The 12,496-nt window shown below is 45.7% G+C and carries 12 protein-coding genes; 1 reads left to right on the top strand and 11 read right to left on the bottom strand.

The window, feature by feature from the left end:
- Nucleotides 1-499: 499 nt before the first annotated feature.
- The 3 genes from NQ489_RS03560 to NQ489_RS03550 form a co-directional block, all read right to left on the bottom strand.
- Nucleotides 500-1,207: a CvpA family protein gene (locus NQ489_RS03560; RefSeq protein ID WP_021650939.1), complete on the bottom strand. Its 708-nt coding sequence runs from the start codon at nt 1,205-1,207 to the stop codon at nt 500-502.
- 10 nt (nt 1,208-1,217) lie between these two features.
- Nucleotides 1,218-2,450 carry a DUF5711 family protein gene (locus NQ489_RS03555; RefSeq protein WP_021650940.1) on the bottom strand — a complete coding sequence of 411 codons (1,233 nt, stop codon included), beginning with the start codon at nt 2,448-2,450 and terminating at the stop codon, nt 1,218-1,220.
- Nucleotides 2,451-2,516: 66 nt separating this feature from the next.
- Entirely contained in the window at nt 2,517-3,797 is a 1,281-nt protein-coding gene (locus tag NQ489_RS03550) for a LysM peptidoglycan-binding domain-containing protein (RefSeq protein ID WP_021650941.1), read from the bottom strand.
- Between the two features lie 157 nt (nt 3,798-3,954).
- On the opposite strand from NQ489_RS03550, the gene yyaC reads away from it, so the two are divergent.
- Nucleotides 3,955-4,542, top strand: a complete 588-nt coding sequence (gene yyaC, locus NQ489_RS03545) for a spore protease YyaC (RefSeq protein ID WP_021650942.1) — start codon at nt 3,955-3,957, stop codon at nt 4,540-4,542.
- On the opposite strand, the gene NQ489_RS03540 is transcribed toward yyaC, so the two are convergent.
- The 8 genes from NQ489_RS03540 to NQ489_RS03505 form a co-directional block, all read right to left on the bottom strand.
- Nucleotides 4,515-5,453, bottom strand: coding sequence for a transketolase family protein (locus tag NQ489_RS03540; protein ID WP_015525670.1), 939 nt, complete (start codon nt 5,451-5,453; stop codon nt 4,515-4,517). The genes yyaC and NQ489_RS03540 overlap by 28 nt on opposite strands.
- Nucleotides 5,441-6,280, bottom strand: a complete 840-nt coding sequence (locus NQ489_RS03535) for a transketolase (RefSeq protein ID WP_015525669.1) — start codon at nt 6,278-6,280, stop codon at nt 5,441-5,443. Before NQ489_RS03535 ends, NQ489_RS03540 begins: the two co-directional genes overlap by 13 nt.
- A gap of 66 nt (nt 6,281-6,346) precedes the next feature.
- On the bottom strand, nt 6,347-7,000 hold the full coding sequence (gene fsa / locus NQ489_RS03530) for a fructose-6-phosphate aldolase (protein ID WP_015525668.1): 654 nt from the start codon (nt 6,998-7,000) through the stop codon (nt 6,347-6,349).
- Nucleotides 7,001-7,274: 274 nt separating this feature from the next.
- Nucleotides 7,275-8,393 (bottom strand): LacI family DNA-binding transcriptional regulator, encoded by a 1,119-nt coding sequence (locus NQ489_RS03525; RefSeq protein WP_044961150.1) that lies wholly within the window; start codon nt 8,391-8,393, stop codon nt 7,275-7,277.
- Nucleotides 8,394-8,480: 87 nt separating this feature from the next.
- Nucleotides 8,481-9,077 (bottom strand): recombination mediator RecR, encoded by a 597-nt coding sequence (gene recR / locus NQ489_RS03520; RefSeq protein WP_015525667.1) that lies wholly within the window; start codon nt 9,075-9,077, stop codon nt 8,481-8,483.
- Nucleotides 9,077-9,433 (bottom strand): YbaB/EbfC family nucleoid-associated protein, encoded by a 357-nt coding sequence (locus NQ489_RS03515; RefSeq protein WP_015525666.1) that lies wholly within the window; start codon nt 9,431-9,433, stop codon nt 9,077-9,079. The genes recR and NQ489_RS03515 overlap by 1 nt, the downstream gene beginning before the upstream one ends.
- Before the next feature lie 31 nt (nt 9,434-9,464).
- The gene (gene dnaX, locus NQ489_RS03510; RefSeq protein ID WP_021650947.1) at nt 9,465-11,087 is read right to left on the bottom strand and encodes a DNA polymerase III subunit gamma/tau; all 1,623 of its coding nucleotides are present in this window, start codon (nt 11,085-11,087) and stop codon (nt 9,465-9,467) included.
- A gap of 70 nt (nt 11,088-11,157) precedes the next feature.
- Complete coding sequence (locus NQ489_RS03505) at nt 11,158-12,240, bottom strand: 6-phosphofructokinase (RefSeq protein WP_021977972.1); 1,083 nt, start codon at nt 12,238-12,240, stop codon at nt 11,158-11,160.
- Between the last annotated feature and the right edge of the window lie 256 nt (nt 12,241-12,496).

Below are 12,496 nucleotides of genomic sequence, written 5' to 3'. Positions count from 1 at the left end.
AGACAACCGTTTGGCTATCTCTCGTTTTTACTGCTTTTGGTTTGTTTAAACCGTTCTTTAAATGTAAAGAAATTTTCGAGAATCGTATGTGTTTCACTGTTTAGTTATCAAGGTTTGTTGTGTCTGTCTCTCAGACAGCTCGTTTATTTTATCTCATCTCTTTTTGTTTGTCAAGCACTTTTTTAAGTTTTTTTCAAACATTTTTGAGTTAAGATTTTGTTGTCGTTTTGTTGACGACTTGGATACTTTATCATATCTTCTGTCTTTTGTCAACTACTTTTTTATTTTTCTGAAATCAGATGTATTTATCTGTTTCTTAAAAACAATTTGTTCCTAACAACTCTGATAGAATAGCATTTTTTCCATTAGCTGTCAACATGTTTTTTACATAAATTTCATTTTTTTCTGAAAAACGTATTTTTTCGCCAAAAACCGCATTTCACAGACATGGTCACCACCTGTATCCTGGTGCTTTTTCGTCTGCAAAATGCGGTTTCTTTTACCCACCATAAAATATTCCTGTAAAAATACGGATAAAAATATTTTTATCATAAAGAAAATCCAGTACTGTATCACCCCGGATCAGTCCCAGACCCTTTTGCCCTATTTCCGTGTTGCATAAAATCGTAAGTACCAGCATTCCGACCCATACAAAAACAATACACTTCATGCCTCCTACTACGGCGCCGGCTATTTTGTTGATCCCACGAATGACCGGCAATCTTGCCAGGAGATCCATGGCATACGCCAGCACATGGATCAGGATTGAGGAAAGTATGTATGATACCAAAAAAGAAAGACAGTTCACTGCTACATTGGCCAGATATCCGGAAATATACCCTGCAAATGTATTAACCGCCAGATATTGATACACCAATGCCGTATTATTTTCTGTTATCCCCTTCTGGAGGAGATCCGGAATATCCATACTGCTGATCAACGCCTTCTGTTCCTCCTCATCCATGGTTTCTTTTCCATCTGCCAGAGAATCCACAAATGATCCGCTGGCAGTCTGGATTTTTTCATAAACAGACGTATTCTCACGTATGAACTGATTCACATAAGGATTGATCAGCCATACCAGAGCAACGGAGATCAGAACAAGCAATGCAGATACTACTTCTTTTACAAAGCCATGCCTGTATCCATCCACCATGGAAAAGGCAAGCAGGACCAGCACAGCCAGTCCAAGCCATGTCCAGTTCATATCTGCCCCCTTAACTGAATTTTATGGTGCTGACGCCTGTATCCAGTACCATAAGATATTTATTCCATCCGATCTTAAAGAAATCCCGGATCGTTCCATCTACATTTCCGGCATATTTCTGTACGCCACGGTTGTTCATCACGCAGATCTGCGAGCTGTTATACATGATGATATTATCTCCGCTCATTTTTATAGTCGTATATGGAATATTGAAATTTTTACGGAATTTCAGCTGTCCGCTCATACTATAGACTTCCATTGTATACAGATCATCTTTATTATTGTTTTTAAATACCAGGCCAATCCTGTCATCACTGAAAAATGTACTTACGATCTCCTGTTTTACATTGACTGTTTTGCTTTCTTTGGGAATCTGGCTTCCCTGGTAAGTAGAAAATCCATCATCTCGCAAAGCAATATACTTACTGTCACTGATACATTCCACCTGCGGGATCACTACATTCTCATAGGTATAACCACTTACGATCCGATCATCCTCATTCTGCCCTACATCCCCATAATTATAAAATGCCACATAGCTGGTAGTCTTGCTTCCATCAACATACTGGAATGTTACCATCATCACTCCGTTATCAGACACTGCTACATCCATGGGATATCCCGGATCATCGATCTTAGTCAGATTTTCCGCGACCAGACTGCCATCCGGATTATAAAAATTGATCCAGGTATTATCATCATTGTCCAGGATCACTGCAACCATTCCATTCGATGCGATCCGCACTTTTACAATAGCATAAGATGTTGTTACAGTTCCGGTCACACCTTTTTTGTCGCAGATATAAAGCAATGTTCCCTCGCTGTCTGCAACAACCGCCCTGCTTCCATTCACATCTGCAATAGGATTCTGCATTGTATAGGTTTCATTCCAGATCGTATTCATGCTGTTGTCCACAACAGATACTCCATCCGGACTGTATCTCAGGATATCTCCATCCATGTCCACATACTGTGTGGACACAACATCTTCCTGTTCGCTTGTATTTAATACTTTATAGCTGTGATAGCTTCTTTTTTCTGCATAGAGAAAAACCAGGCAGACTGCAGCAGCGATCACTGCCGCTGTGATCACCTTTTTTCCCTTTCTTGAAATCCTTCGGCAATGAGAAGTTCTCCTGTAGTAAGCGCCTTCCTGCGCAGCCTGTTCCTGTGCAAGCCTGGCTTTTTGCCTCATCAGCTTTTTACGCTTTTGTTTTTTCTGTATTTTTTTTATGATATTCACAACCGTATCCCTTACCTTAAGTATTTTATTTTGTAATTGGTTTTCCAGTTATTATAGCACACTCCATCAGGGTAGTACAATTACCTGCCCGGGATAAATGATCTCATTGGCAGAAATTCCGTTTAATGCACAGATCTGCTCCATCGCCGCTACAGTACCATAGCGGTTGAGACTGATCTGATACAAGGTGTCTCCCGGGCGGATCACATAAGTTTCTCCAGGATTTCCTGCAGCCACTGAAGTCTCTTCTGTTTTTTTCTCTTCTGTTTTATTATCTTTTTTTTGCGTTGCTTCTGAAACAGACTGTTTTTTTGAACTTCGAGGTTCCGGTGTTATTGAGATTTTTTCTCTTTTCTGCGTGGTTTCCGTCGGGACCGGAGTTCCCCGCACAGCTTCCTGCGTCTGTACCGGTTTTTGTGTCTGCACCGGTTTTTGTGTCTGCACCGGTTTCTGCGTCTGCACCGCCTTTGGCGAAATCGATACACTCTGCACCGGTTCTGTTACTGCAGGTGTCATCTGCACCACCGAAGCAGAAGCAGCGCGATAATCTTCCGGAACCTCTGTTTTTTCCTGCTGATTCCGATAAAAGCCCACTCCAGCCACAAGAACTGCCAATGCCAGACACACCGTAGCCGCATAAGAAAAAACAGAAGTTTTCTCTTCTCCCTGTTCCTCCGGATTTTTACTATCTATGATCTTTCTGAAATTTCTGACAGCCCTGTCCTCCACTTTCTCGGATGCTTCTCCGCCCTCTTTCTGGCTGCGTTCAATCATATACGTCTGCATCTGAGAATTTTTCTCATAATAAATATAATACCCGCTCAGTTTTGCCATCATGCCGCCATCATAACGGAAAAAGGCATCCTCCCGTTCTCCAGGATCCATCAGCATCAGGATCTTTTCCCCTCCGAAATGTCTGAGATGTACTTTCACAAAAAGCTCCGTGATCTCCATTGCTATCTGAGGCTGTGCAAAAAACCATCCCACGATCTCCTGCTCCGGAAAATACTGATCCTTATCCTCCTGCAGTTTCTGCCAGAGTTTTTCCGAAAAGTCAATATGTTCTGCCGCAGCCTCCATGCCGTCTGCTGCAATGGCACCTTTTATAAAAATACAGGTCATATCTGCAGTCCATTGAATTTCACCTGTAAGTACCGCCACACTTCCCTGGCCTTCCGGCTTTTCATCTTCTGCCAGGCTGCAGAGAAATGTGTATACATAATCTTCTATATAAATCCTGTAATCTCCGTTCGCCAGCCCGATCTGCCTTACATTTCTAGGCATGGAAAACGATTCCTGTGCGGTTTCCTGTTCTGTTGTGTCCTCCTTATAAATGACTTCTATCATCTCATATCACTCCTTCTGTCCAAGCATAGCACAGTAAAAATGCGGATTTTAGCAGAATGTAAGAGTCTGTCCACAGAATTTAGCGACAGATTCCGCACCATGCATATTTTTCCTTTTTTCAGGATATGATAGAGTGAAAAAAGAATCGAGGTTTCTCATGGCTTTTTACATTGATGCCGAAAAAAACGGTTCATCCGGCGAGATTGCTTATCTTCTGAAAAAATGCATTCTTCACTGTCCTAAAAAATGGACCGAGATCGTGTTTTTATGCATTGGCAGTGATCGTGTTACCGGAGATTGTTTAGGCCCATATATCGGACACCTTCTTCATCCTCATGAAACCGGACATATTTTTGTCTACGGCACTCTTTCCTGCCCGGTCCATGCCCTGAACCTAGAAAAAACTTCATCGCTTATCACAAGGCTTCATCCACACGCCCTTGTGATCGCCATAGATGCTTCTCTTGGACAAAAAAAACACCTGGGCTATGTGACCATTGGAAATGGTGCACTTTACCCAGGTGCTGGTGTTCAGAAAGATCTTCCACCTGTAGGGGACATCCATATCACCGGCATTGTAAATACTGCCGGAATCATGGAGCAGCTTACCCTGCAGACTACCCGGCTCTCCACCGTGGTAGCACTTGCAGATGTGATCGCCTGCGGGATCCTTAAGATACTTCCTGCAGAAACAGACTTATCCCCTGTTGATCTTGATTATGCGAACTCCTTGATCTGCTTATAGATACCCTCTGCATCGAGACCGTATTTATGAAGAAGCTCTAATGCCGGACCGGACTCACCGAATACATCATGGATTCCGATACGTTTAACCGGTACCGGTGCCTTCTCAGCCAGGCACTCGCATACAGCTCCGCCAAGACCGCCGATGATGGAATGCTCCTCAACAGTTACAACCTTGCCGGTTTCTTTGGCAGCTGCAACAACAAGGTCCTCATCCAGAGGCTTGATGGTATGGATATTGATCACTTTTGCATCGATTCCGTCTGCTGCAAGCTTCTCAGCTGCTTCAAGAGCCGGTGCAACGCAAAGTCCGTTTGCGATGATGGTAAGATCTTTTCCCTCGCGGAGAACGATGCCCTTACCAAGCTCAAATTTATAATCCGGTCTGTCATTGATAACCGGAACAGCAAGACGTCCGAATCTCATGTATACCGGTCCCTGATGCTCGTAAGCAGCAGCAACCATAGCTTTTGCTTCGATATCATCAGAAGGACTTGCAACGACCATGCCCGGAATCACTCTCATCAGGGCAAAATCCTCCAGGCACTGATGTGTGGCGCCGTCTTCACCTACAGAAATACCGCCGTGAGTTGCTCCGATCTTTACATTCAGCTTCGGATATCCGATGGAGTTACGAACCTGCTCATAAGCACGTCCTGCTGCAAACATTGCAAAAGTACTTGCAAAGGGAACCTTACCTGTGGAAGCGATTCCTGCTGCAATACCCATCATGTTGCACTCTGCGATACCGCAGTCAATGTGACGCTCCGGGAATTCTTTTTTAAACATACCTGTCTGTGTAGCTGCAGCAAGGTCAGCGTCAAGAACGATAAGATCCTCGTGTTTTTTTCCTAGTTCTATGAGGGCACTGCCGTAGCTTGCTCTCGTTGCGATTTTCTTTACTTCTGACATAATGCTTCACCTACCTTCTCCAGATCTTCCATTGCCTGTGCATACTGCTCGTCATTCGGAGCTTTTCCGTGCCAGCCTACTGCGTTCTCCATGTAGGAAACGCCTTTACCTTTTACTGTTTTCATGATGATAGCTGTCGGCATACCCTTTGTAGCTCTTGCCTCATCAAAAGCAGCCTTCAGCTGATCCATATCGTTGCCGTCCGCAACATTGATCACATGGAAATTGAAAGCTTCGAATTTCTTGTCGATCGGATACGGGGAGCATACATCTGCAATGTCACCATCGATCTGAAGTCCATTGTTATCTACGATCACAACCAGGTTGTCCAGTTTACGGAAGCCTGCGAACATAGCTGCCTCCCACACCTGGCCCTCCTCGATCTCACCATCACCCAGCAATGTATATACTCGATAGTCATCATTACTGAGTTTGGCAGAAAGAGCCATACCTGCTGCTGCAGAGATTCCCTGACCAAGAGAACCACTGGACATATCAACGCCCGGAATATGCTTCATATCCGGATGTCCCTGAAGATAGGAGCCCAGATGACGAAGTGTTTTCAGATCCTCTTTTGGAAAATATCCTCTCTCTGCAAGTACAGAATAGAGTCCCGGTGCTGTATGTCCTTTAGAAAGGACAAAGCGGTCACGGTCTGCCTTTTTAGGATCCTTCGGATCGATGTTCATCTCTTCAAAATATAAATAGGTGAACACGTCTGCTGCAGAAAGGGATCCGCCCGGATGGCCGGCCTTTGCTGCATGGACTGCTGTTACGATATCCTTGCGGACTTCGTTGGCAACTTTCTGAAGTTCTAACTTATCCATGTTATAAATGTCTCCTTTTTAGTGCCCTGCTGTTCACAGGGAATTTGTATATAAAAGAGGTTTCGATCACTCACCGAATACTGCCTTGTAATCAGCCTGAAATTTAGCGATACCTGCATCTGTCAGCGGATGATGTGTCATCTGCTCAATTACCTTGAACGGTACCGTAGCGATATCTGCGCCTGCAAGTGCACATGCAGTTACATGCATTGGATGACGAACGCTTGCTGCGATGATCTCTGTCGGGATATCTGCAACTGCAAACATCTCAGCGATCTGCTGGATCAGCTCAACGCCATCTGTGGAGATGTCATCCAGTCTTCCAAGGAACGGAGATACATATGTAGCACCTGCTCTTGCTGCAAGAAGTGCCTGGTTAGCAGAAAAGATCAGAGTAACGTTTGTCTTGATCCCCTCAGAGGAAAGAACCTTAACTGCCTTCAGTCCCTCTGTTGTCATAGGAATCTTAACAACCATGTTCGGATGGATCGCTGCGATCTCACGTCCCTCACGGATCATTCCCTCAGCATCTGTTGTGGTAGCTTTAACCTCACCGCTGATCGGTCCGTCAACGATCGTTGTGATCTCTTTGATCACCTCGTTGAAGTCTCTTCCTTCTTTGGCGATCAGAGACGGGTTTGTTGTAACTCCACAGATAACTCCCATGTCATTTGCTTCTCTGATATCCTCTACTTTAGCTGTGTCGATAAAAAATTTCATTGTTTTTTCCTCCTGTTTACGTTCGTTCTTTTTCTTGATGATTCCATTATAACAAACTCATTGCGGGGGTCAAGGCACCTGCTTTTTATTAATAAATCTTTTATTAATAAAATAACATTTTATTAATAGTGCCTGTCAATTTTTTCACCCAAAACAGCTTCTTTCCATTTTCCTCAATTCGAATATCGCCGTAATTATCGTAGCTAACAAGGTTTCTATTCAAATGTGTCATGGAAACTCTCTCTATATATTATTATTAATAATTTTTGCGCCATTATTTATTTTTCTGTTCATCAGACTGGTTTCTGTCCAGTCTTGCATACCCCGTCGTGCGGCGCTTGATCAGCTTCGGGGTATATTCGATATTATACAGGCTGGCAGGTCTTTCATCCAGGTAAAATTTATCATTCATGTCGATCTTACGGATGATGATGTCACAGGCATCTCTTCCCTTCAGCGCAACAAAATGATCAATGGTTGTCAGGGAGATCCTGCGGATGCCGGAATAAAAAATATTGTCGCACCCTATGACAGAAACATCCTTCGGAACGTGTATCCTCATTTCATGCAGCGCATCAATGGCGCCTATGGCCATCATGTCATTCTGTCCTGCGATAGCCGTAAATTTCTGTCCTTCCTGGAGAAGCTCCATGGTCAGCTCGTAGCCCATGGCATACTCGGAATCCATCCGCGGGATCTTTCTGTCATTGGACTCATCTGCCGCCTTGATGAGCACATGATCCTTTTTTCCCTCTTTTTCAAACTCGCGGACAAAACCCTCCACACGCTTGGAGCGCTGCCACTGCCGTCTGGTAAGTGGCGGCGTGATAAATGCCACATCCGTGTGCCCCAGATCAAGAAGATGTCTGGCCATCAGCCTTCCTACCACTGTGTTGTCCTGATTGATAGCATCTACCGTGGTTGTTTTTTCCTTGTTGCTGATGATGACCAGCGGTGTTTCTTTTGCAATCTTTTCTACCTGATGCTGGAAATCCGGATGAGGATTGCAGGTATAGATGATCCCTGCCGGCCGCATGGTCTGCATCATACGGAGATATTTTTCTTCCAACCCCGCATCACGCTGGGTGTTGCAGATAAATACCCCATATCCCTGCTCATTGGCCACAGCCTCGATCCCCTGAAGCAGCAGTACATAATAGGGACTGGTGAGTGTGGGGCAGAAAACAACGATCAGCTTTTCTTTTCTGTCAGCTTTGTGTTTCCGACGTCCGGGAAGCTCATAGCCAAGCTCTCTGGCCGCCTGCTCCACCCGCTCCACAGTTTCTCTCGAAAAAGAAACATTATATTTCCGGTTCAGCACCATGGATACCGTTGCCTGGGAAACTCCTGCGCGTGCTGCCACATCCGATGAGGTTGCTTTCTTTTTTGCCACCAGTCTCACCTCCTTTATAACCTGGGGAAATTTCCTGGCTGCTTATCACTTTTTGCAATCCCTCAGGGAATTTTTCACCTGATCCGGTTATAGTTCCACTCTTCCTTCCAGTGCCCGGAGAAGTGTCACCTCATCAATATACTCCAGATCACCGCCCACCGGAACTCCGCTGGCGATACGGCTTACTTTGATCCCGGTCGGTTTGATCAGCTTACTGATGTACATAGCTGTCGTTTCGCCTTCAAGACTGGAATTGGTTGCCACAATAACTTCCTTTACATCCCCTTGAAGGCGCTTCATCAGTTCCTTCAGTTTGATATCATCCGGCCCGATCCCAAGCATCGGGGAGATCGCACCATGAAGTACATGATATACACCGTCAAATTTACCTGTTTTCTCATATGCTGCCAGATCCCTAGTATTCTCAACCACCATGATCGTGCTGTGATCCCTTTTGGGATTGGCGCAGATCGGACAAAGCTCCTGATCTGTCAGCGTGTAACAGCACTTACAGTACTGAACATTCTGCCTTGCATCGGTAATGGAGGCGGTCAGCTGCTCCACCTGGTCCTTCGGCATATTCATGATATGAAATGCAAGACGCTGGGCAGATTTGGCTCCGATCCCCGGAAGATGGGAAAGCTGCTCAATAAGTTTATTGATATGGCTGCTGTAATATTCCATCAGAAAGGAAGACCTCCGCCAAGACCGCCAAGGCCGCCTGTGAGTTTGGACATCACTGCTGCTGACTCGGACTCAACCTGACGGAGCGCCTCATTTGTTGCTGCCGCGATCATGTCCTCAAGCATCTCGATATCATCCGGATCTACCGCTTCCTCGGAAAGTGTGACCTTTGTTATTTCACGTTTACCGGAAACTGTAACGGAAACAGCTCCGCCGCCTACTGTTGCTGTAAACTCTTTTTCCTCAAGAGCTTTCTGGTTTTCTTCCATCTGACGCTGCATTTTCTGCGCCTGTTTCATAAGATTATTCATGTTTCCCGGCATACCCATGCCAGGAAATCCACCTCTTTTTGCCATAATACTTTCCTCCTGTTTTTTGTTTACGGATTTATGACTCCTCATCCGGGTCTTCTTCCACTACGATATCCATGTGGATATTCTCCCGAAGTGCATCGTCTACTGTGATCTGCGCGAGATTGGTGTGCTGATGTTTGTTGGCTACCAGCATATGTATCTCCACGCTTTTGCCTGTCCGGGCAGCAATAATGTCCTGAAGCTCTTTCTTCGCCTCCGGATTGTCTACATAATTCATCCCCAGAAAATCCTGGAATTCCACATAAAGGATGGGATCTCCTGTTTCTCCGTTATACTTGGGGACTGCACGCTGCAAGGACTGTTTGAAAAGTCCGGTAGTCTGACCCACGATGGCACGCCAGCCTGCCACGATCTTCTGAAGATCCTCAGGAGCTGCCTTCTGTGGTTTCTGCTGCTGTATCGTTGCTGTACCGGTCACTGCCGCCCCCGGTTCCCCGGCTCCACCGGCCTCGCTCTCCCGAACGATCACCTGCTGCACAGGCCGTTCCTCCATCTGCTTTTCCAGGACACGAAGCCTGTCAAGAACAGAGTCCAGATTTGTCTCCATGGCCGGTCTGCACAGCTTGATCAGTGCGATTTCCACCAATACACGCTTCTGGCTTGCAAAACGGATCTGATTGGACAGATCGGAAAAAATACGAATGTAACGCATCAGCGTCTCCACATCTGTCATCCCGCTCTCTTCCTTCAGAAGCTTCAGATTCTCAGAAGAAACATCAATGGCTTCCTCCGGATTTTCGGAAGTCTTCACAAGCAGAAGATTTCGCATATACCAGGTAAAATCTGATACAAACTGTCCCAGCTCCCGGCCGCCTGTGATCAGGTCCTCCAGCACATGGATGGAACCTGTCACATCGCCGGAAAGAACCTTTCGGAGAAGCCTGCTGAATACCTCTGTATCCACAGCTCCCAGAACATCCAGGACTTTATCATAAGTAAGCACCTGTCCCAGATAAAAGGAAATACACTGATCCAGAAGACTCAGGGCATCTCGCATGGACCCGTCGCCTTTTTTTGCCACATAGCGTACAGCCTTCTCCTCTGCTTCCACCCCTTCTGCTGTCAGAAGCTCGGAAAGTCTGGCAGCAATAGTATCAATGGATATCCGGTGAAAGTCATAGCGCTGACATCTGGACAGTATTGTGATCGGTATCTTGTGGGCCTCTGTAGTCGCCAGGATAAAAATAACATAAGAAGGCGGCTCCTCCAATGTTTTCAGAAGAGCATTAAATGCACCTGTTGAGAGCATATGCACCTCATCGATGATATAAACCTTGTATTTACCCTCTGTTGGACGATAAGCCACTTCCTCACGGATCTCACGGATGTTATCAACACCGTTGTTGGAGGCTGCATCGATTTCGATCACATTCATGGCAGTTCCCGCCTGAATGGCCTTGCACATGGCACATTCATTGCAGGGGCTGCCATTTACAGGATGTTCACAGTTTACTGCCTTCGCCAGGATCTTTGCAACCGTAGTTTTTCCGGTACCACGCGTTCCGCAGAACAGGTATGCGTGTCCGATACGGTTCGCCTTGATCTGGTTGGTCAGTGTTGTCACAATATGATCCTGTCCTTTTACATCGTCAAAATTGTCGGGACGAAATTTACGGTAAAGAGCAGTATAACTCATAAAACTCTCCTTCTCTTCGCCACAGTCGCCGCGGAAAGACTCCCGCGGCGGCCAGATGACTCATAATTCATTAATCGCCAAAACTGATTCCGATCTGTTTGGCTGCTTTTACAAGCTGATCCTTTGGAGATACCATCTTCAGCTTGCCTGCGCATTCAGCAAGAGGAACCCTCTTGATCTTGCCGTTGATGACACCGATCATAACACCGTATTCCTCATCCATGATCGCCTGCGCTGCACCGGCACCGATCCTTGTGGAAAGAACGCGGTCATATGCACATGGCTCTCCGCCTCGCTGCATATGTCCCGGAACTGTGATACGTACCTCACTTCCGGTCACCTGCTGGATCTGGTCTGCGATCTCATAGGATACAGACGGATATTTCTTCGCTCTTTCCGCAAGCTTTTCTTTGTATTTTTTCTTCGGAAGCTCTGCATCTTCTTTTGAGATAGCTCCCTCAGCTACTGCAAGAATGGTAAAACGCTTGCCTGCCTTGTTACGCTTCTGGATGGCTTCTACAACCTTATTGATATCGTATGGGATCTCCGGGATCAGGATCACATCTGCTCCGCCTGCAACACCGGCATTCAGTGTAAGGCTTCCGACCTTATGTCCCATGATCTCAACAATAAATACACGTCCATGAGATGCAGCTGTTGTATGGATGCAGTCAATGGCATTTGTTGCGATCTCCAGAGCGCTCTGGAAGCCAAAGGTCATATCTGTACCCCAGATATCATTATCAATGGTCTTCGGAAGATGGATGATATTCAGGCCTTCCTCGCGGAGAAGATTGGCGGTTTTCTGCGTTCCGTTTCCGCCGAGGATCACAAGACAGTCAAGACAGAGCTTATAGTAAGTCTGTTTCATGGCCTCAACCTTGTCCAGTCCCTTCTCATCCGGAACCCGCATCAGTTTGAATGGCTGTCTGGATGTTCCGAGAATAGTTCCGCCCTGAGTCAGGATTCCGGAAAAGTCCCTGGCTGTAAGCATACGGTATTTCCCGTAGATCAGTCCCTTATATCCGTCATCAAATCCATAAACCTCAAGGTTCTCAACGCTGTTGCTCAGACCCTTTACAACGCCTCTCATGGTTGCGTTCAGTGCCTGACAGTCACCACCGCTTGTCAGCAGACCGATTCTTTTAATCATAGCGTCCTCCATTCTGTGCCCTCTTATGTGCACATTTTATTTGTTGCTGTCTGCATATAAGACAGATATTCCACCTGACGTATTTCTGCAGAACAACTACTGTATCCTCTCTTTTCACAGAGTTTTACACAATATAATATTATAAAGCATTTTCAGGCAGTGTACAATAGCCAAAAAAGCACGAAAACAGCGAGTGTATTGATTGACTTTACCTGTATCTCATCGTAAAATAAAATTATCAGTAACTTTCGTATGT

The sequence above is a fragment of the Blautia sp. KLE_1732_HM_1032 genome, from assembly GCF_025147905.1.
GTDB lineage: Bacteria > Bacillota > Clostridia > Lachnospirales > Lachnospiraceae > Blautia_A > Blautia_A fusiformis.
The sequence above is the reverse complement of the archived record's forward strand: the minus strand, read 5'-3'. Positions and strand labels throughout refer to the sequence as shown.